The 19,816-nt window shown below is 31.2% G+C and carries 18 protein-coding genes; 4 read left to right on the top strand and 14 right to left on the bottom strand.

Translation table 11 applies throughout. From position 1 onward, the window contains the following. Window positions 1–8: 8 nt before the first annotated feature. On the bottom strand, window positions 9–722 hold the full coding sequence (locus tag ABNT22_RS00225; RefSeq protein ID WP_348718250.1) for a helix-turn-helix transcriptional regulator: 714 nt from the start codon (window positions 720–722) through the stop codon (window positions 9–11). 284 nt (window positions 723–1,006) lie between these two features. Next, window positions 1,007–1,723, bottom strand: coding sequence for a 3'-5' exonuclease (locus ABNT22_RS00220; RefSeq protein WP_348718249.1), 717 nt, complete (start codon window positions 1,721–1,723; stop codon window positions 1,007–1,009). 201 nt (window positions 1,724–1,924) lie between these two features. Here ABNT22_RS00220 and ABNT22_RS00215 point away from each other — a divergent pair, with 201 nt between their 5' ends. Together ABNT22_RS00215 and ABNT22_RS00210 are read left to right on the top strand one after the other, a co-directional pair. Beyond that, window positions 1,925–2,623 (top strand): response regulator transcription factor, encoded by a 699-nt coding sequence (locus ABNT22_RS00215; RefSeq protein ID WP_348718248.1) that lies wholly within the window; start codon window positions 1,925–1,927, stop codon window positions 2,621–2,623. A gap of 62 nt (window positions 2,624–2,685) precedes the next feature. Beyond that, the gene (locus ABNT22_RS00210) at window positions 2,686–3,729 is read left to right on the top strand and encodes a sensor histidine kinase (RefSeq protein ID WP_348718247.1); all 1,044 of its coding nucleotides are present in this window, start codon (window positions 2,686–2,688) and stop codon (window positions 3,727–3,729) included. Between the two features lie 251 nt (window positions 3,730–3,980). Here ABNT22_RS00210 and purD read toward each other — a convergent pair whose 3' ends face one another. The 4 genes from purD to rnpA all read right to left on the bottom strand — a co-directional run bounded on the left by purD (window position 3,981) and on the right by rnpA (window position 9,146). Continuing rightward, complete coding sequence (gene purD / locus ABNT22_RS00205; RefSeq protein ID WP_348718245.1) at window positions 3,981–5,255, bottom strand: phosphoribosylamine--glycine ligase; 1,275 nt, start codon at window positions 5,253–5,255, stop codon at window positions 3,981–3,983. A 117-nt stretch (window positions 5,256–5,372) separates the two neighbouring features. Beyond that, window positions 5,373–7,052, bottom strand: a complete 1,680-nt coding sequence (locus tag ABNT22_RS00200) for a DUF6909 family protein (protein WP_348718244.1) — start codon at window positions 7,050–7,052, stop codon at window positions 5,373–5,375. A 39-nt stretch (window positions 7,053–7,091) separates the two neighbouring features. Continuing rightward, the gene (locus ABNT22_RS00195; protein ID WP_348718243.1) at window positions 7,092–8,720 is read right to left on the bottom strand and encodes a S41 family peptidase; all 1,629 of its coding nucleotides are present in this window, start codon (window positions 8,718–8,720) and stop codon (window positions 7,092–7,094) included. Between the two features lie 39 nt (window positions 8,721–8,759). Then, on the bottom strand, window positions 8,760–9,146 hold the full coding sequence (gene rnpA / locus ABNT22_RS00190) for a ribonuclease P protein component (protein ID WP_348718242.1): 387 nt from the start codon (window positions 9,144–9,146) through the stop codon (window positions 8,760–8,762). Between the two features lie 79 nt (window positions 9,147–9,225). Between rnpA and ABNT22_RS00185 the strand changes: the two genes are divergently transcribed. Further along, on the top strand, window positions 9,226–10,398 hold the full coding sequence (locus tag ABNT22_RS00185) for an acyl-CoA dehydrogenase family protein (protein ID WP_348718240.1): 1,173 nt from the start codon (window positions 9,226–9,228) through the stop codon (window positions 10,396–10,398). Window positions 10,399–10,418: 20 nt separating this feature from the next. After that, window positions 10,419–11,087: a hypothetical protein gene (locus tag ABNT22_RS00180; RefSeq protein ID WP_348718239.1), complete on the top strand. Its 669-nt coding sequence runs from the start codon at window positions 10,419–10,421 to the stop codon at window positions 11,085–11,087. A gap of 65 nt (window positions 11,088–11,152) precedes the next feature. Here ABNT22_RS00180 and ABNT22_RS00175 read toward each other — a convergent pair whose 3' ends face one another. From ABNT22_RS00175 to ABNT22_RS00140, 8 genes are all read right to left on the bottom strand, one after another. Further along, window positions 11,153–11,287 carry a hypothetical protein gene (locus ABNT22_RS00175; RefSeq protein ID WP_348718238.1) on the bottom strand — a complete coding sequence of 45 codons (135 nt, stop codon included), beginning with the start codon at window positions 11,285–11,287 and terminating at the stop codon, window positions 11,153–11,155. 96 nt (window positions 11,288–11,383) lie between these two features. After that, on the bottom strand, window positions 11,384–11,938 hold the full coding sequence (locus ABNT22_RS00170) for a hypothetical protein (protein WP_348718237.1): 555 nt from the start codon (window positions 11,936–11,938) through the stop codon (window positions 11,384–11,386). 54 nt (window positions 11,939–11,992) lie between these two features. After that, entirely contained in the window at window positions 11,993–12,925 is a 933-nt protein-coding gene (locus tag ABNT22_RS00165; protein WP_348718236.1) for a CPBP family intramembrane glutamic endopeptidase, read from the bottom strand. 88 nt (window positions 12,926–13,013) lie between these two features. Then, window positions 13,014–13,814 (bottom strand): AraC family transcriptional regulator, encoded by an 801-nt coding sequence (locus ABNT22_RS00160; RefSeq protein ID WP_348718234.1) that lies wholly within the window; start codon window positions 13,812–13,814, stop codon window positions 13,014–13,016. A gap of 85 nt (window positions 13,815–13,899) precedes the next feature. Continuing rightward, a complete protein-coding gene (locus tag ABNT22_RS00155) occupies window positions 13,900–14,445 on the bottom strand; it encodes a pyridoxamine 5'-phosphate oxidase family protein (protein WP_348718233.1) in 546 nt (181 codons plus the stop codon). 18 nt (window positions 14,446–14,463) lie between these two features. Further along, window positions 14,464–15,945 (bottom strand): glycerol kinase GlpK, encoded by a 1,482-nt coding sequence (gene glpK, locus ABNT22_RS00150; RefSeq protein ID WP_348718232.1) that lies wholly within the window; start codon window positions 15,943–15,945, stop codon window positions 14,464–14,466. Between the two features lie 1,294 nt (window positions 15,946–17,239). After that, window positions 17,240–17,917, bottom strand: coding sequence for a response regulator transcription factor (locus ABNT22_RS00145; protein ID WP_348718231.1), 678 nt, complete (start codon window positions 17,915–17,917; stop codon window positions 17,240–17,242). Next, window positions 17,910–19,769 (bottom strand): tetratricopeptide repeat protein, encoded by a 1,860-nt coding sequence (locus ABNT22_RS00140; RefSeq protein WP_348718229.1) that lies wholly within the window; start codon window positions 19,767–19,769, stop codon window positions 17,910–17,912. Before ABNT22_RS00140 ends, ABNT22_RS00145 begins: the two co-directional genes overlap by 8 nt. Window positions 19,770–19,816: the final 47 nt, after the last annotated feature.

The following is a 19,816-nucleotide window of genomic DNA, read 5'->3' as shown; positions in this document are numbered from 1 at the left end:
ACAAACAGCTATAATTGTAAGATTCTGCTATTATATGCTTTTGAAGGACTTACGCCTAAAACAGTTTTAAAGGAATTGGTCAAATGAGCTTGGTCAAAAAATCCACTCTGTATTGAAACGTCTGTCAAGTTAGTGTTCTCGCTTAAATACAGATTTATAGCCTGACGTAATCTATTCCAAACAAGATATTTTTTGATTGAAATTCCGATATGTTCTTTGAAAAGGTGGGAAAGTCTGCTGTTTGATAAAAATACTTTTGAGGTCAATTCCGAAATAAGGTTTTTGTACTCAAGTTCATTTTCCTCAATGAATTTAATGCTTTCGTCAATTCGCTTGTCCGTTGGTGTTTTTAAGTCGATTGTCCTTGCGAGATTTTTAACTTCTGAAAACAGTTCGTTTTTCTTCTCAAATTTGGTCTTTACAAAAACTCCATTTTGAAAATTTATTCCATTATTTACAAAAAAATCGGTTAATCTTAAATTATGACTTTCTACCATTAAAACTCTGATGGAACAGTTTTTTGAAGACACTTTATGTTCAGTGTTCGAGTCGATAATGGCAAACTCCAAATTCTCAATAATCTGTCCATTCGATAGTAATGAAAAAGTTCCATTTGTTGCACTTATGATTTCGACAACAGGATGTGAATGAAGTTCTGTATTCAGTTCATCAAATTCGAAGCTATAAATCCCTTTTTTTATGTCAAAATCGTGAATTTTCATTGATAGATTTCGGTTGTTTTAAATTGCGTACAACTTATTTATATGTGCATAAAAAGTGTTGCTATACCTCTGTTTTGGGTAGTATAAACGCACATTTTATGTTGTTTACTTAATGCTTAATTGAGCACTAAATTAATTTTAGTACCTGATATTTCTTTGCGGATACCTGCGTAAAGAAAATGTCATCAACTAGTTAAAAAATAAAAGGAATAAATGAATTATTTCTTTCGCAAATTTCTGAGTTAAATGTAACAATTATGCCCAACAAAACAAAAATAGTAGACTTAAACACTCACTATTTGTGCTTCTTTAATTAAAGGTTTGTTTAAAAAACGAAGTAAAAGCTGAGCAACGGCAATCGTATCGCGTTCACAATATGCTACAATTCGAGGAAGATTTTTTTCTTTATAATAAACATTCGCAACTTCACTACCATCAATATCTTCTTTAGGTGAAGGAATATTTAAAATATAGGTGAGTAGTTTTAATGAAGTATAATGTTTATAATCTCCAAATTTCCACAATTCCATGGTGTCTAAATGTGCAACTTCCCAAGGTTTTTTTCCAAATAGATTAAGTTTTTCAGGAAGTTCAATTTGATGAACAATCATTCTTCTAGCAATAAAAGGAAAGTCAAATTCTTTCCCGTTGTGAGCACATAAAAGATGTTTCTTTTGATTGAAATGTGCATCTAATAAAGATTTAAAATCTTGTAAAAGTTGCTTTTCTGAATCAGAAGAAAAAGAAGTAACACGGAACTCTAATGCCTTGTTTCTTTCAATAAAATATCCTACAGAAATACAAATAATTTTACCAAACTCGGCCCAAATACCTGCTCTGTGGTAAAACTCTTCTGGAGTAAACTCATTTTTTCTTTGATAGCTGGTTTTGTGTTCAAATAACTCTTGAGCAAGTGAAGGAACTTGTTCCCAATGCTCATATAAAGGCACTGTTTCAATGTCCAAGAACAACACATTTTGAATGTCAATAGTTTGTGTCATGATTTGTATAGCAATTTTAAGTACGATGAAAGATACAAAAAACGGAAGAATTTTGAAATAAAGTAACTATTGGCATAAAAAGAGATAACAAAAGAATAGCAATGTTTCTATAACATTAAATCAACGTTAAGTTAGAATATGACGGTTTAGGTTTATTATTTTATCGTTATTTTTGAACAACATATAATATTAAAAAATACTATGGATACTAGCGATATTAAGATTTTACTAGTAGATGATGAACCAGATATTTTAGAAATTGTTGAATACAATTTAAAAACAGAAGGATATCAAGTTTTTACAGCAAATAATGGTGCCGAAGGTGTTAAAATGGCTAAGAAGGTTACTCCGCATTTAATCTTGTTAGACATTATGATGCCAGAAATGGATGGAATTGAAGCTTGTGAAAAAATTAGAAATATAAAACCGTTAGAAGATGTTATCATATCTTTTTTAACGGCAAGAGGAGAAGACTATTCTCAGGTAGCTGGTTTTGACGCTGGTGCAGATGATTATATTACCAAACCAATTAAACCAAAAGTATTGGTGAGTAAAATAAAATCGTTATTACGTAGATTAAAAACAGAAGAAAAAGCTGATAGTACTACTAAAATTGGGGATATTATTATTAATAGAGACGAGTATGTAGTATTTAAAGGAGATAAAAGAATCTCTTTACCAAGAAAAGAATTTGAACTGTTTTCGTTATTAACTTCTAAACCAGGAAAGGTATTTAAAAGAGAAGTTATTTTAGATACTGTTTGGGGAAATGAAGTAGTAGTAGGAGGAAGAACTATTGATGTACATATTAGAAAACTTCGTGAAAAAATAGGTGACGAGTTTTTTAAAACCGTAAAAGGAGTAGGGTATAAATTTGTACTTGAAGGTTCAGACAAATAAAGAACAAACTCAATAAAAATATGTAGATTGCCTAAAAGCAATCTACTTTTGTTTTATATAAGATGAAAAAAATAAAAAAAACATACAGTTATGCCCTATGGTCGGCGTTATATTCTACAATATTATCTGTAATCATAGCAATTTTATCGTATTTACTTTTAATTAACTCACTAGGAATCGGTTCTTTGATTGTATTTGCAATAGCTATGTTTATTGTCTCTTTTTTTGTCATCCAATACAGAGCAGAAAACTTTATTTATTTACGTGTTAAAAAGCTATATGAAGATATTTCTATTTTAGATGTAAATGATTTAGAAAGAAAAAAAGTAACTACTGATGTAGAGGCATTAACTAAAAGTGTACAAGAGTACGTAGAAGAAAAGAGTGAGGAGATTGCTAATTTAACGCAAAGAGACTCTTTTAGAAGAGACTTTTTAGGAAATGTAGCCCATGAGTTAAAAACACCATTATTTACCGTTCAGGGTTATATTTTAACGCTGATTGAAGGCGCGGCAGAAGATGAGGTAATTCGAACGAAGTATTTAGAAAGAGCTAATAAAGGAGTGGAAAGATTAACTTCTATTGTAAAAGATTTGGATATGATTGCCAAACTGGAAATGGAAGGAATGAAAATGAATGTAGAGAGCTTTAATATTTTAGAACTGATACAAAACGTTTTTGACCTGTTTGAAATGAAGGCTAAGAAACGCAATATCGCTTTAAAATTTGATAAAGTATATGAGTTTCCACATCATGTAAAAGGAGACGTAGAACGTATAGAACAAGTGTTAATAAACCTAATTGTAAACTCAATTAAATACGGAAAAGTTGGTGGAGCTACTACAGTGAGTATTGAGAACTACAATGCTAATAAATATGTTATTAAAGTAAATGATGATGGTGAAGGAATTAGACCAGAACATCATTCACGTTTATTTGAGCGTTTTTATAGAGTTGATCAAAGTAGATCGAGAGAGCAAGGAGGCTCTGGTCTTGGACTTTCAATTGTAAAACATATTATTGAAGCACATAATGAAACCATATTGCTTAAAAGTGATTATGGTAAAGGCTCTGAATTTTCTTTTACTATAGAAAAAGCATTGTAAAATAACTTGATTTAAATATTCATTTAAATCAAGAAGTAGGTGATTCGATTACTTTTTTTACATGAAACAACTACCTGAGTCTTATTGATAATGTATAATTTTACAACGTGAAAAAGAAATAAATAAAAATTGAAAAAGAAAAGGGTATAAATTGCTATGATATGAATTAATTATGCTATGTAAACTTAACAAGTATTACTAAAAGACAAAAAAAGGAAGCAAGAGCTTCCTTTTTTTTTGTTTATGTATTGTTATATTAAATCAAAACCGATGTCTTTTCGATAATTCATCTTTTCAAAAGAGATTTTATCAATATTCGTATAAGATTTTTCTAAAGCATCTTTAATGGTGTCTCCAAAAGAAGTAATTGCCATTACTCTACCACCACTAGTTATTACGTTACCATCTTTTTCAGTAGTACCTGCATGGAATACAATTGAATTTTCTACAGTATCAAAACCAGTAATTTCTTTACCTTTTTCATATGCTTCAGGGTAACCACCTGAAACTAACATAACAGTTGTTGCTGTTTGTGAAGTTACTTCGTAAGATTTACTATCTAATGTTTGAGATGCAACACCTTCAAATAAATCTACTAAGTCAGATTGTATACGAGGCAATACTACTTCTGTTTCTGGATCTCCCATTCGAACATTGTATTCAATTACAAAAGGATCTCCTTGAACGTTCATTAAACCAATAAAAATGAATCCACGATAATCGATTCCATCTTTTTGTAAACCGTCAACTGTTGGCTTTATAATGCGTTCTTCAACTTTGTTTAAAAAAGCGTCATCTGCAAATGGTACTGGAGAAATAGCACCCATACCACCAGTATTTAAACCAGTATCTCCCTCTCCAATTCTTTTATAGTCTTTAGCAGATGGTAATACTTTATAATTTTTACCATCTGTTAAAACAAAAACAGAAAGTTCAATTCCGTCTAAAAACTCTTCAATAACTACTGTAGAAGAAGCTTCTCCAAACTTTTGATTGCTTAGCATTTCTGTAAGTTCAGCTTTTGCTTCATCTAAAGAATTTAAGATCAATACCCCTTTTCCGGCAGCCAATCCATCTGCTTTTAAAACGTAAGGAGCTTCTAAGGTTTCTAAAAAAGACTTACCTGCTTCTAAAGTATCTTTAGTAAAAGATTGGTATCGGGCAGTTGGGATGTTGTGTTTTTCCATAAACTGCTTAGAAAAGTCTTTACTTCCTTCTAATTCTGCACCATCTTTTTTAGGTCCAATTACTGGAATATTTTTTAATTCCTCATCAGCTAAAAAGAAATCATGAACTCCAGCTACTAAGGGAGCTTCAGGTCCCACAACAACCATATCAATAGCGTGTTGTAAAACGGTTTCTTTTACCTGATTAAAATTGGTTGGGTTAATGTTGATATTCGTAGCAATTTTTGAGGTACCTGCATTTCCAGGTGCTACAAATAAAGAATTGATTTTGTTACTTTCAGAAAGTTTTTTAGTAAAAGCGTGTTCTCTACCGCCTGATCCTAAAATGAGAATATTCATTATGTTGTGTTGTTGTGTTGTGCTTGCAAATATAGAATAATACCAATTCTTACTTAAACAAAAAGACCTCTTTTACATAAAAGAGGTCTTTTTTATATTCTTATACTCGCTGGGCGATTAAAATATCTGTTCTAATATTTTTTGTGTAATGGCATAGGTCGGAGTTACTCCACTCATTCCTAATCCTCCAGAAGCAAGTGTTGCACCTGTTTCTAATGGATTATCTGATGCGTAATATGCATAACGCACTTTTACATTTTCAGAAACATTCCCTCTAATTCTTGAAGCAGACTGAATAGCTTTTTGATAGTGGGCTCCTTCCATTTCTAAACCAATTACATTCCAAGTAGAATCGTGGAAGAACTTTAATAAGTCTTTGTTTTGTAATGAAGTTCCTAATACGGTTACCATAGCCCCGTCAAAAACTTGCACACCAAATCCTTCTAAATCTTCTTTTGCTAGTTCATTTTTAAAAGGATAGTTATCTGCTGTTCCTTCAAAAATATGTGAAGAAGGAATCATGATATCTCCTTTACCACCTTCTAAAATACCTGCTTTACCCATAATTGAAACCGATCGTACATCTAAATGAATTGTATTTCCTCCTGTTTTATAAGGTTTCAACAACTCGTCCATAGTTTCATAGGCTTGCTCACCAAAAGCATAATCCATTACAATAATTACTGGGTTTTCTCCTACAGAATGTACTTTGTTAAAAGCAGTAGTATCAAAATTGATTTTTTCAGTATCAATAATTTGAACATTGATATTGGTTCCTGAAGTATCTTTTAAATAAATCAACCCATTTTCAGAAGCATAGTTCTTAACCGCTTTTTGTAAAGGTTGACTATTAGAATTACTTAACAACTCAAATAATTCAAAGTTTTGATGTTTTTTAGCCTCTTTTTCAAGAGCATTTGGTGCATAAATAGTATTTAAAACACTATGCATATTGGCACTAATAATATGAATTGGTCTTTCTAATAAACCATGCTCTGCCATGGTTTTTTTAATATTATTAGCCCAAATTTCTCCGTATATATGATGTCCTATTTCTTCATTTAATACAGAACTAAACTTTATAGAACGTTTTTGATCAAATAAAACTTCGTTAATTGCTAATTTACCTAACCAATAAATTAAATGGAAAAATCTGTTAGGATTTTCTTCAGAAGAAAAAGTATTATAAGCATCATACACTTCATCATAAGTTCTACCTAAAATACCTCCTAAATGTACAACTAGCACATCCTTTTCTTCATCTGTAACTGATTTATTGTGTAATACAATATCTTCTAAATGTTGCCATTCTCTAATAAATTTCTCTCCATTACCAATAATTACTCTATCCTTTATTTTGTGAGATTCAATAAATAAAAAAGTCAAGTGTGTTAGAATATCATAAATTTCCGAACGTCCTCGGGTAATCTCAATATTCATTTGGTCTTTATCAATTCGGTAACAGTTTCTTCTTCTCTTTGGAGGAATAATAGCTTTAAACTTAGAGTTTCTATAACCCTCATCTGCAGTTAAATTGATAAACTGGCATTCTTCAATTCCTTCTGGTAAACGTTCTATAACATACACTAAACCGTTTAACTCAGTTTTGTTTTCAGCAATTGAACCATAAATTTCTGGACGAAGAGAAAGAAGAGATTTGCGTAAAGTTTCACCCGAAACCCCCATAGGCTTATAAAAACCACGACTAAATAAATGTCGCATTGAAATATATAAACGTTCTATGGCATTGGTTGATTCTTGGGCTCTTGTACGCTCTTTATTTATAGATTTTGACATATGTTTTTTGATGGGCAAATATACAAAAAAGTTAATTTGCTAGTTTTTGTTTAAAATTTGATTGTATTTCTTAGGATTATTTAAAAGTGCTACTGCTTTTTTAATAGTATTGTCATTTTTAAATTGATACAAATACAATCCTTCTTTATAAAAGGCTTGTTCTACAATTTCATTCTGAATTTTATCCATAAGAAGATCCTTATTCTTGGCAATACTGGCAACTTTTTCTTCTTTTAAAGTTTTCGCAATAGCATTGTAATTGTTTTTTATAGAATTACTGTTTTTTGTAGCCTTGTATGCTTTTTTAAACAAATTTTCTTGTTTTGAAACGAAAGATGTATCAGAAGCAATTAGGTAATTTTTAAACTGATTAAAGTTAGCATCTGAGTATGTAAAAGAATCCGCGTTTAAATTAGGTTGTTTTCTAATAAAATCGATGGCATAATTAAAAATTGCTCTCGATTTTAATAAGTTTTTAGTGTCTTCTGTTTTTTCAGAATATTCAATTTCAACATCAGGCATTACACCTCCACCATCGTATACTGTTCTTCCATTTTCTGTTTTAAAGGCATTCACAGTACCTTCTGAGAATTTTGGAACCTTACCTGTTTTCGGATCACGATTGGCATAATCTAACTCTTGAATACATCGACCACTAGGAGTATAGTATTTAGAAACGGTAATTTTCATTTGTGTTCCATAACTCAAATTAAAATAGCGTTGCACTAACCCTTTTCCAAAAGAACGTTCTCCCATAATAACCCCTCGATCATAATCTTGAAGAGCACCAGAAACTATTTCAGAAGCAGAAGCAGAACGTCCGTTAATTAAAACAACCACAGGTATTTCAGTATCTAGAGGTTCTCTATTTCCTTTGTAAGTTCTAGAATTAGCGGCTATTTTACCACGTGTATCCACTATTTTTTTTCCTTTTTCAATAAATAGATTAACAATATTAATAGCATCAAATAAGGAACCTCCAGGATTACTTCTTAAATCAAAAACAAGCTTTTTCATCCCTTTCCCCTTTAACTCCGTAAAAGCTCTGGTTACCTCTTCGGAAGCTTTCGAAGCAATAAATCGAGTTAATACTATATAACCTGTATCTTCATTAATCATTTCATAAAAAGGAACTGGATTTACAACAACCTTATCAAGTTTTAAATTAAAATTTTTAGGCACTCCATTTCTTGTTGCTTTGATTATAATATCCTTATTTGGAACTCCCTTTAACACTTGCGAAAGTTGATTACGTTCTAAGTTTTTTAAGTCTTGTCCGTTTACATTGGTAATTAAATCACCTGGTTTAATCCCTGCTTTATCAGCTGAAAACCCTTTATAAACATTGGCAACAATAATTCCCTTTTTAGTATAGTAACTCGCAATTCCAATACCTCCGTATTCTCCTTCTCTTCGAATACGTGCATCTTCAACATCTTGTTCATTGAAGAAATTAGTATAAGGATCAATGTTTTTTAAGGTGTTTTTAATGGATTTATCGGTTAAATCACCAGGGTTAATCTCATCAATGTAATTGATGTTTAATTCTTTAAACAAATTGTTGTAAATCTCTATTTGTTTGGCAATTTCAAAAAATCGATTTTGGAATGAAAACAAAAATGAAATGACAACTAAAGCCCCGAGAAAAAATAAATTCTTTTTTTTCATATCTATTGGAGTTGAAATTAATTTAGGAAGAAAAAGAGTTTAGCTTTTTTCTTCTTTAGAAATATCTTGTACGAAAAGGGTGAGTAACTTCTTCATTTTATGCTCAATATTGGCATATTCCCACTCTTCCTTTGCAAGATAGGAAATCATAAACACATATGGTTTATCAATATTGTTATAAACTGTTAATTTTTCTTTTCTGTAAGCTTCTCTAAGCAGTCTTTTTATTCGGTTTCTATCAACCGCCTTTTTAAAATTTCTTTTAGGAACAGAAACTCCTACTTGAGCTGGATATTTTGAAGTATGCTCTGCTTGTATATAGACCATGCGAAGTGGAAAAACTTTTATAGATATTCCTTCTTCGTATAATTTACCAATTAGCTTTCTGCTCTTTAATCGTTCGTCTTTCCCTAACGTAAATCTCATAAAGTACAAACATACGGAAACCATAGCTAAAAATCATTTTTTTAATTACATTTGGAAGAATTCTAAAACTCAAACAACTATGGATTTATTTCAAGCTCCAGATTATTATAATATAGATGATTTATTAACTGAAGAGCATAAGCTTGTTAGAGATGCTTCTAGAGAATGGGTAAAGAGAGAAGTATCACCGATTATTGAAGATTATGCACAACGCGCCGAATTTCCAACACAAATTATTGGAGGATTGGCAGAAATTGGAGCTTTTGGTCCGTATATTCCTGAAGAGTATGGAGGAGCAGGCTTAGACCAAATTTCATATGGTTTAATCATGCAAGAAATTGAAAGAGGAGATTCAGGGGTGCGTTCTACTGCATCGGTTCAATCATCTTTGGTGATGTATCCAATTTATAAATATGGAACAGAAGAACAACGTAAGAAATATTTACCAAAATTAGCTTCTGGAGAATGGATGGGATGCTTTGGTTTAACTGAGCCAAATCACGGATCAAACCCAGGAGGAATGGAAACCAAGTTTAAAGATATGGGTGACCATTACTTATTAAATGGAGCTAAAATGTGGATTTCAAACGCTCCTTTTGCTCAAGTAGCTGTGGTTTGGGCTAAGAATGAAGAAGGTCGTATTCATGGTTTAATAGTAGAGCGTGGAATGGAAGGTTTTTCTACTCCAGAAACACATAACAAATGGTCGTTACGTGCTTCTTCAACTGGAGAGTTAATTTTTGATAACGTTAAGGTACCTAAAGAAAACTTATTACCAAATAAAAGTGGTTTAGGAGCACCTTTAGGATGTTTAGATTCTGCGCGTTACGGAATTGCTTGGGGAGCTATTGGTGCAGCAATGGACTGTTATGATACCGCATTACGTTATTCTAAAGAACGTACGCAGTTTGGTAAACCAATTGGGCAATTTCAATTACAGCAAAAGAAATTGGCTGAAATGATTACAGAAATTACCAAAGCACAATTATTAGCATGGAGGTTAGGAGTATTGCGTAATGAAGGAAGAGCTACTTCTGCACAAATTTCTATGGCAAAACGTAATAATGTAGAAATGGCAATTAATATAGCACGTGAGGCACGTCAAATGCTAGGAGGAATGGGTATTTCAGGAGAATATTCTATTATGCGTCATTCTATGAATTTAGAAAGTGTAATTACCTATGAAGGAACTCATGATATACACTTGTTAATTACAGGTTTAGATGTTACAGGATTAAATGCTTTTAAATAAAAATAAATTAATTAATTGTTATGAAAAGAAGATATAGTTTAATAGCCCTTTTAATGCTTTCTTTAAGTGTTTTTGCTCAAAAGAAGACTTTTTCTGAAATAAGTATGGAAAAGCTTATTGAAGAAACACAGTTTTCAAGTGATTCTGATGATTACATGGAACTTATATGGTGGATTCCAACAGAATATTGGCAAGTTGCATTTTCGCAAGATACATCCGTAAGTGATTCAGAAAGAAACATGATTGTAGATATGATGAACGATTATGTTCTTGTGGTATTTATTAAAGGAAAAATAGGAGTTTTTGGAGGGGTAACTTTTGAAGACAAGGAAGTGCTTAGAGAAAAGGTTCGCGTTTTTTACAATGGAAATATGCTTAAAAAACTTGACCAAGATGAGGTTCCAGCCGATTTACAAAACATGATTGGTTTAATGAAACCTGTTATGAAAAATATGATCGGGCCTTTAGGAGAAAATATGGAGTTTGTTATTTTTAAAAATGACAAAAAAAATGCAATAGATGCTTATAAAGAAGGTTCTTTATCTTTTGAATTGTTCGATTTTAAACCTGAATTAGAATTACCTCTAGGCAGCTTACTTTTAGAAAAGAAATGCGAAGAAGATGATAAACTATACAATGGTAAATGGGCTTATTGTCCATTTCATGGTAAAGAGCTGGTAAGTCAATAAAGAATAGAATTATACTATAAATAAAAAAGGATGTGTTTTAACACATCCTTTTTTTAACCAAAAAACTATTGCTTTTTCTTACCGCTATTAATTAAAAGTAATAATGCGGTAACCAAACCAACACATACTAAACCGAAAATTGCTATCATAATAGTTCCATTTGTCCATGAAACTAATGGAATATTAATCAACTGTACCATTATCAAATATATTTACCTCAAAAGTACAGTAGGTTCTCTTCTAAAAACATGACTTTTGTCAGGTTAAAAAATTAAACATGAAAAAGAAGAAAATACTTAATATGAAGGATCTATTTGTTCCCAACCAGTTTTGGTTTTCTTATAATAAAACATATTGTCTAGTCCTGTACCACACAATAGATAGGGTTGATAACGATAATCTCGTATAACAGCTGTTTTTTTCTTTGAACTGTATATAGGATAAGCCAAATTATGAATATATTTATTATTAAATTTTGCCTTCCATACTCTTTTTCTATTCTTGGAATTGCCTTCGCAAAAGAAAGTGCAGTATTCGTCCCAGTCTATAAAATCAATTCCTTTCAAGTTTTCTTTCTTCCAATAGTTTTTTGTGAAAATTGGACGTAGAGGAACAGAATCCATATAGCTAAAGTAAGTATCAGGTTCAAGTTTGGTAAATTTTAACTTTATTGGTTTTAGTTGACGAGGGTTAACATAAACTATAGAGTCATAGTTATACGATATCGTAGATAGATGTTTATTGATAACTTCATAAGCATCTTTTTCTGTAAACTCTTGCTTTACTTTATGTTTCTTTTGATAACAGCTTAAAAACATAAGAGTCATCAGAATTAATAATATCTTTTTCATTTTTTTAAGAGTAGATTAAACCACACAGTTGCACCATAAAAATATAGAGAAACCTCAAACAATATACGCTTTATAGTTTTTATCAATAGCTGGATTTACAATATTTTTAAAATTGTAGTGTTTTTTCCAATATAAAATAAGAGCAATAGCAATTACATCTAGTAGCACAAATAAAATACTTCCTTCCACGCCAAAAGCACCTCCCGAAATTATGTTGTCAGTTGTGTGTACGGTCATAATACTTGCTTTAGTAATATTACCACTAACTGGAAAGCCAAATACAGCTCCTTGAAATAAGTTCCATGATAAATGCATACCAATCGACATTCCTAAACGACTTGTAATTAGAAAAGGTAGGCACATTATAATAGCATCTAAACCTAAATTAATGGTAGACATAACAGAGGCTCCAGTATTGTCTATATGAGCAATACCAAATAATGGAGCAATTAAGAAAAGAATGATCAGCGCACGTTTTACAGGATCTTTTTTAAATGTTCTTAACGCTTCATAAACAATGTAAAATAGAAAAGCTCTAAAGAAAATTTCCTCTACACTACTTCCAATAATTAATCCGAAAAACTCAGATATAAAAGCCCCAATAAAAGAATAATCAGGAGAACTTGTGGTAAAGAAATTTACAATGGTAAGATTACCTGTAAGATATAAGAACATAAAGAAAAGTGAGAGTTGTATGATAGGAATTAAAAAACCAAAAGAGAACTCTTTCATCCAAATCTTATTTATTCTTAACCCATACTTTTTAAAAGATGATTTATCGAGATATTTAACTTGTATGTATAAACTGGTAAGAACAGATAACAAGTAAATAGATGCAGAGATATACCCTCTTAAAAGCCCCTGTGGCATTATTTTTTGCAAGAGTACTTGTAGAGGAATGTTAATTGAAAAAGTGATGGCTATAAAAAGGAATAAACGCCATATAGGACGCACCTTGTTAATAGAATTGAAAATAACTTTACGCATATAAGATTTTTTTTAACGAATAATTTGAGCGAAAGTTATTGAGGATAAATGTTTTAAAATAGAATGAAATTAGCCAAGCGAAAAAAACTTAAAATTTTCTAATGTTTTTAGGGTTAGACCCTAGATATAATCTAAAAACTCGGGTCATATGACTATGATCTGAGAACCCACTAGCATAGGCAATTTCTGTAATTGGCATTTGTGTATGGAATAAATAATGCAACGCCCTTTGCACTTTAACCTTTCTCATGTACCCTCCTAAAGACTCCTGGAAGTATTTTTTGAAGTATTTAGAAATGGTAACAGGGTGTACATTTAAAATTTGAGATAACTCTTCTAACGACACAAATTCACTATATCTATCTTCTATTATTTCTTTGAGTTGGTCAACCCAAACAGGTTTGTGAGATGAAATGGGAGTTGGTGTAAATAGTGATGTTAAAGAAGCTTGAATGGTATCTGTGGTATATATATCAGTAATGAGTAGTTCATTATAAATTTTTATCAATTCAAGATATGCTTCTGTTTGATAAGTGCTTGAAGTATTTAAATGATGAAAACTTAGCTCATTTTTGGTGAAAAAATCCTCTTTTAATTCTAAATTCAGATTTTTAGAAGGAAAAGCGGTAAATCTGTTTCTGTGAATTTCACCTCGATTATAGGCCATAATTTTTCCAGGAGTTACTTGTCGATCTTCCTTTTTTCTAGACTCTAAATTTCCTCCTTGTAAGATTAAAGATAAATGAATGTCTTCATGAGAATGCCATTCTTCTGATACAGGTTTCGTATAATTCACAATAGAAACATCACAAAAATCTAAATGAAATTTTTTATTAGTTGTACCTAGAAAAGTGTTTGGTTTTAATTTTAATGCTGTATCTAAACTCATAGAATATCCTAATGTAATTACTTGAAAAACGATTAGGACATATTCTTGTTACAGTTGGTTTTTTCTATGTGGAGTTTGTTTGGGGTTATTCCTCGTTAAACTTTGTTTTTAATCCGTCAATACTTACTTTGTTTCGATCTTCCCAATATTGCTCAATCCCATCTTCACCTTTGTCTTTTGCCCAGTCTAACAATTGATTTCGTTCTTCTTTATATTCATAAAAAGGAATAGACATGCCGCAAGAAGTTTGTACACTTTCAATGGTTACATCAAATATTTGACGAGTTCCTTCTAATTGAGGAAACAAATCAATCAAATCATTCCATTCAGAATCGGTTGGAAGAATTTCTTGCGCTTTTCCGTATAAGCGTAAAATATTAGGAGCTCCTTCAAAAGCACAAAACATGATGGTTATTCTATTATCTTCAAGTAAATGCGCTGAGGTTTCGTTACCACTACCGGTAACACTTAACCAAGCGATTCTATTTTCATTGAGTATTCTAAAAGAATCCATTCCTTTAGGAGATAGATTAATACGTCCATCTTTAGGAGCTGTTGCTACAAAAAACACTTTTTGTTTTTTGATAAATGATTGCATTCTAGCTGGAATCTTTTCATAGAATTTAGCCATAGTGTTTTATTTATTAAGTTAATCAATCCAATCTTTGGTACGTTCTACTGCTTTTTGCCATTTTTTATAAAGCTGTTCTCTTTTTTCTGAAGAGAATGTAGGAGCAAAACGTTGATGTATTTTTCTACGTGTAACGATATCTTCTTGTTTCCATAAGCCTACACAAATTCCTGCAAGGTAAGCAGCCCCCATAACCGTAGTTTCAATAATTTCTGGACGTTCGACTGCTGTGTTTAAAATATCTGCCTGAAATTGCATTAAATAGTTGTTAGCACAAGCTCCACCATCTACTTTTAAAGAAGTCAATTTTACTTCACTGTCTTTTTGCATTACATCTAAAATATCTTTGGTTTGATATGCTAATGCATCTAATGTAGCTTTTATAAGGTGGTTTTTCCCGGTATCTCTTGTTAATCCAAAAACAGCTCCTCGAGCATACATGTCCCAATAGGGAGCACCTAAACCTGCAAAAGCAGGAACTACATATACAGGGTTTTCTCCTGTTACTTCTTTTGCAAAAGCTTCGCTTTCTTTTGCATCTTTTATTATTTGTAGTCCATCACGTAACCATTGAATTGCCGAACCAGCAACAAAAACACTTCCTTCTAATGCATAATATACTTTGTTGTCAATTCCCCAAGCAATAGTAGTTAACAAACCATTTTTAGAATACTCTAATTGTTCTCCTGTATTCATTAGCATAAAACATCCTGTTCCATAAGTGTTTTTTGCTTCTCCTTTTTGAAAACAAGCTTGTCCAAACAACGCAGATTGCTGATCGCCAGCAATCCCAGCAATTGGAATTTGTATCCCGTCTAGCTCATAATCTCCAAAATGGAAAGAAGAAGGTTGTACTTGAGGGAGCATACTTTTAGGAATGTCTAGTTCTGAAAGAAGTGTGGTATCCCACTGTAATTCTTTAATGTCATATAGCATAGTTCTAGAGGCATTGCTATAATCGGTAGCATGTATAGTACCTTTGGTTAAATTCCACAATAACCAAGTGTCAATGGTTCCAAATAATAAATTACCAGCATTAGCTTCCTTTTTAGCTCCAGCTACATTTTGAAGAATCCAATTAATTTTTGTAGCAGAGAAATAACTATCAATTACCAATCCTGTAGTTTTTCGAACATGTGCTTCTAACCCCTTTTCTTTAAGGTTTTCGCAAATTGGTGCAGTACGTTTGTCTTGCCAAACAATGGCATTGTATACAGGCTTTCCTGTATGTTTGTTCCACACCACCGTGGTTTCTCGTTGATTGGTAATACCAATTCCTTTAATTTCTGAAGGATGAATATTGGCTTTTTGTATGGCTTTTTTTAAAGTATTCAGTTGCGTTTCTAAAATTTCTTCAGCATTGTGCTCTACCCAGCCAGATTGCGGAAATATTTGTTGAAATTCTTGTTGATGCATTGCTACAATTGCTCCCGATTCGTTAATAATTACAGAACGAGAACTGGTAGTACCTTGATCTAACGCAACGATGTATTTTGCCATTGATTATACTAGTTAATTTATATTATAAAAACAGCAATTTACGATTTAAACTGTTGGAAATAAAAAAACCGTCTTGATAAATTTATCAAGACGGTTTTTACCCCTTTAATAGTTCTTACTAGTGTCTTAAAGCGTAACTAGCGCCTTTACCAAATTCTGCTAAAGTTGATAATAAATCGTTTAATACACTTGCAGTTTTTTTAAGTAAAATTTTCCCCATTTTTACATAAAATTTAAAATTAATAATTCCCCTTTCGTTCGATTGAACATTACAAAGATACGGCAGCTTTTAAGGTTTGTACAAGGGGATTTCCGCAAATTAAATAGGAAAAATCCGCAAATTAAATAATTGATTACTAGGTGTATAAAACAACAAAACTTCTAGTTTCCTAGAAGTTTGTTTTCCCCTTAAAAAATTCCCCTAAACCAAAATTATGGTTGGTTTGTGAGTGGCAAATATATAAGAGTTATTTTCTTTTGAAAAAGGGATGTCCGAAGGTTAAAATGTGGTTTTCCGTAAAATACATTTTAGTCATAAAAAAAACCTTTTGAGTTTAACTCAAAAGGCTTCAAAGTCTTTTTTTCTTCTTGTTAGAATCTTTCCCGAATAACAAATAATTCCGTTACAAATATAGTTGGGTATTAAAGTTTAAAAAACGGGATAACCGAAGATTAAAATGTGGTTTTCCGTAAATCTAACTTCGGTGTTTTTTTAGTGTCTTAAAGCGTAACTAGCACCTTTACCAAATTCTGCTAAAGTTGATAATAAAGTATTAAAAGCTCCTGTTGTTTTTGTAAGTAAAGTTTTCCCCATTTTTACTAATTTTTATAATGTATGTTTTCCCCTTTTGTTCAATTGAACACTGCAAATGTATGAGCGTTTTTGAGTTTTATAAAGGGGATTTCCGCAACTTAAAAAGTAAAAATCCGCAAGAAATAAATTTATAAAAAGGGAGGTGTATAAAACAACAAAACTTCTAGTCTCCTAGAAGTTTGTTTTTTCCCCTTAAATTACCCTAAACCAACATTACTATTGGCTGGATGGTTACAAATATATAAGGGATCTGTTTTTTAAGAAAAGGGATGTCCGAAGAATGAATTGCAGTTTTCCGCAAGGAGTAATTTTAGGTATTAAAAAAGCCTTTTGAGTTTAACTCAAAAGGCTTTTAGTCTTTTTTTTCCCTTTTTTTTTCAGAACTTTTCCCAAGTGACAAATAATTCTGATACAAATGTATGGGCTTTTATATGGTTAAGAAAAGGGATGTCCGAATCTTAAAATGTGGTTTTCCGCAATTTAGTCTAAAATACCCAGTTCTTTTGCTTTTAATACCAGGTCGGTATTGTTTACAGCATTTAAATCGGTTCTTAATTTAGCTAATTTACTTTCTATAGATCTTCCTTTAATAGGTGTACCATCTGCTTTGGTAATTACTCCTTCCATATTGCTAATTTTAGCATGTTTAGGAAGTTCTTTTAAAATTTGAATAGCCACTTCATCCATTTGAATTTCTATGAGGGCTCTTTTTAAAAGTTTTTGGTGAATTTCGTGGGTGTAATACACCTCATTTGCCAACATTTTTTGAATGGCAAATCGCAATTCATTGGTATTACAGTTTCCTTTTAATATATAAGCAGAAGGGTTTAAGTTGTGAATTACATTATACACTCTGTTGGTTTCAAAATGTCCGGTAATTACACCAGTTTTAACTGGAATTTCAGCTTGCTGAATTGCATTAATCAATGCTTCACCTCCATCTAAAACAGAGTTTTCTGTGGTGTTGTCAAAACTTAAATCGGTAAATAAAATATGAAAGGGATTGATAGCTTGATTGGCTTTTATTTTAGAGAAAGCCTCGTCACAAGAAGAAGCGGTTTCAATGTCTAAACCGTCAATTTCTTTCAAATAAGATAAAATTCCTTCAATTATTAATTGATGATCGTCTACAATTAGTATTCTAGTTTTTTCAGGCATTTAATGGTATTTGAATATGAATTTTGGTTCCGTTACCTACTTCGCTGTCAATAGTTAGCGTTCCGCTTAACTCTTCTACACGTTCTTGTATGTTACGTAAACCTATTCCTTTTTTACTCATATTGGTATCAAAGCCTATACCATTATCAGTAATATTCAAAAATACATATTTTTTGTGTACCGAAAAATCGATTGTTATTAAGTTTGCTTGCGCATATTTTTGACAGTTTTGTATGCTTTCGCGAACACTTAAATACAGTAACCTTTTAATAGCACTATTTACCTGTGTCCAATCGTGTTCTTGTAGCCCATTTACCTTAATTCTAAAGTCTAGAGAAAAATAGTCACTGACCAAATTGATAATTTGATCTCTAAAAGGAACCTTTTTAAAACTTACACTACTTAATTGATGCGATAAGTTGCGTACATTTTCCTTGACATCATTTAGTTTAGAAGCCTCATCAAAAAGTTGTGACTTTTCTAATTTTTGATGAAGCATACGTAAATCACCTGCAACTTCATCGTGTAAAGATTTAGCAATTTGTTTACGCTCTTGCTCACGAGCAGCGGCTTTTTGCAGTTGTGATTCAAATAGCATTCGTTTTCTTCTAAAGGTAAAGAACGAAATACTAAAGCCAAATAATAATAAAACACTCGCAGCGACTAACCAACCTATTGTTTTTTGTTGTTTATGATATTTGATTTCTGTGAACTGTCTTTCGTTATCAATTTTTAACTGAACATTTTCTTTTTCCTTTTTTTCAGTTTCGTACGTAATCTTTGCAAATTGATTTTTTTGAGTCCTTTCTTTTTGAAATAGGCTATCATTAAGTTCTACATACTCTTCTAAATATTTTTTGGATTTTTTTCCTGTTGTTAATTCAGACAATTTTTTTAGAGCTTCTAACCATTTTTTATTATTTTGAGTTTGTTTAGAATATTTCAATGATTGGTTTAAATGAAATATGGCTTTAGAAACATTCTTATTATCTCTATAATAATCAGAAATATTGATATGAGTCATTCCGATATCACTAAGATACTTTTGGCTTTTTCTAATATTTAAAACTTCAATATACTGCTCTAAAACATTTTCCTTATTACCTAATAAAAAATTACTGGCGGCCAAATTTTCTAATAACAAGGTATAGTGTACAGGATATTTGTTCTTTATATCTTTAAAAGCAAGACCTTGTTTGAAATAATTTATCGCCTTTTTATGTTCACCTTGATTTTGGTATAAATAACCAATATTATTTAAAACAAATAAATTCGCTCTTTCTTTTCTTGTTTGATCACTGTTTAGTTTGTTGATATCTAAGGCTTTGTTGTAATATTTTTCTGCGTCTTTAACATTGTTAAGTTCGGATGAAACAAAACCTAAATTGTTATAAACATTGACCAAATATTTATATGACTTAATGGGTTCTAGATATTTTAAAGCTTCAATTGAACTAATCTCGCTACCCAAGAAGTCTTTAACTTCTCGTTGTATATTAGCAATACTTAAGAGTCTTCTTCCTACAGCTAATGAATCTTTAATTTTAATGGAAATATTTTTTGATTTATGGTAAAAATAAAAGGCGCTGTCAATGTTTAATTTAATTCTGTGTTCTAAAGCATTAAAGTGTAGTTTTCTAGCTAAGAAGAGAGAATCCTTATTTGATAAATATAGATTATGGATGTTTTCGTTAGAATATAAGAGATGTTCTATTGAACCATTATAAAAACTTCTTACTCCTAATTTTACATTCGTTTTATAAATTATAGAATCATTTTTAGTTTGATTTGCAAAAAAAACAGCTTTTTTAAGCAATAAGAGTTCCTCTTTCCCTGTTTTTTTTATAGCCAATGAGGAATAAAAATTAACTGAGTCAAGTACCTTTTTTTGAGAGTAAA

This window comes from Tenacibaculum sp. 190130A14a (genome assembly GCF_964048965.1).
Taxonomy (GTDB): domain Bacteria; phylum Bacteroidota; class Bacteroidia; order Flavobacteriales; family Flavobacteriaceae; genus Polaribacter; species Polaribacter polynesiense.
The sequence above is the reverse complement of the archived record's forward strand: the minus strand, read 5'-3'. Positions and strand labels throughout refer to the sequence as shown.

What these genes read in the sequence shown, in the direction of transcription:
- ABNT22_RS00225 (WP_348718250.1), bottom strand. Translation starts at nt 722, where the DNA reads ATGAAAATTCACGATTTTGACATAAAAAAAGGGATTTATAGCTTCGAA.
- ABNT22_RS00220 (WP_348718249.1), bottom strand. Translation starts at nt 1,723, where the DNA reads ATGACACAAACTATTGACATTCAAAATGTGTTGTTCTTGGACATTGAA.
- ABNT22_RS00215 (WP_348718248.1), top strand. Translation starts at nt 1,925, where the DNA reads ATGGATACTAGCGATATTAAGATTTTACTAGTAGATGATGAACCAGAT.
- ABNT22_RS00210 (WP_348718247.1), top strand. Translation starts at nt 2,686, where the DNA reads ATGAAAAAAATAAAAAAAACATACAGTTATGCCCTATGGTCGGCGTTA.
- purD (WP_348718245.1), bottom strand. Translation starts at nt 5,255, where the DNA reads ATGAATATTCTCATTTTAGGATCAGGCGGTAGAGAACACGCTTTTACT.
- ABNT22_RS00200 (WP_348718244.1), bottom strand. Translation starts at nt 7,052, where the DNA reads ATGTCAAAATCTATAAATAAAGAGCGTACAAGAGCCCAAGAATCAACC.
- ABNT22_RS00195 (WP_348718243.1), bottom strand. Translation starts at nt 8,720, where the DNA reads ATGAAAAAAAAGAATTTATTTTTTCTCGGGGCTTTAGTTGTCATTTCA.
- rnpA (WP_348718242.1), bottom strand. Translation starts at nt 9,146, where the DNA reads ATGAGATTTACGTTAGGGAAAGACGAACGATTAAAGAGCAGAAAGCTA.
- ABNT22_RS00185 (WP_348718240.1), top strand. Translation starts at nt 9,226, where the DNA reads ATGGATTTATTTCAAGCTCCAGATTATTATAATATAGATGATTTATTA.
- ABNT22_RS00180 (WP_348718239.1), top strand. Translation starts at nt 10,419, where the DNA reads ATGAAAAGAAGATATAGTTTAATAGCCCTTTTAATGCTTTCTTTAAGT.
- ABNT22_RS00175 (WP_348718238.1), bottom strand. Translation starts at nt 11,287, where the DNA reads ATGGTACAGTTGATTAATATTCCATTAGTTTCATGGACAAATGGAACT.
- ABNT22_RS00170 (WP_348718237.1), bottom strand. Translation starts at nt 11,938, where the DNA reads ATGAAAAAGATATTATTAATTCTGATGACTCTTATGTTTTTAAGCTGT.
- ABNT22_RS00165 (WP_348718236.1), bottom strand. Translation starts at nt 12,925, where the DNA reads ATGCGTAAAGTTATTTTCAATTCTATTAACAAGGTGCGTCCTATATGG.
- ABNT22_RS00160 (WP_348718234.1), bottom strand. Translation starts at nt 13,814, where the DNA reads ATGAGTTTAGATACAGCATTAAAATTAAAACCAAACACTTTTCTAGGT.
- ABNT22_RS00155 (WP_348718233.1), bottom strand. Translation starts at nt 14,445, where the DNA reads ATGGCTAAATTCTATGAAAAGATTCCAGCTAGAATGCAATCATTTATC.
- glpK (WP_348718232.1), bottom strand. Translation starts at nt 15,945, where the DNA reads ATGGCAAAATACATCGTTGCGTTAGATCAAGGTACTACCAGTTCTCGT.
- ABNT22_RS00145 (WP_348718231.1), bottom strand. Translation starts at nt 17,917, where the DNA reads ATGCCTGAAAAAACTAGAATACTAATTGTAGACGATCATCAATTAATA.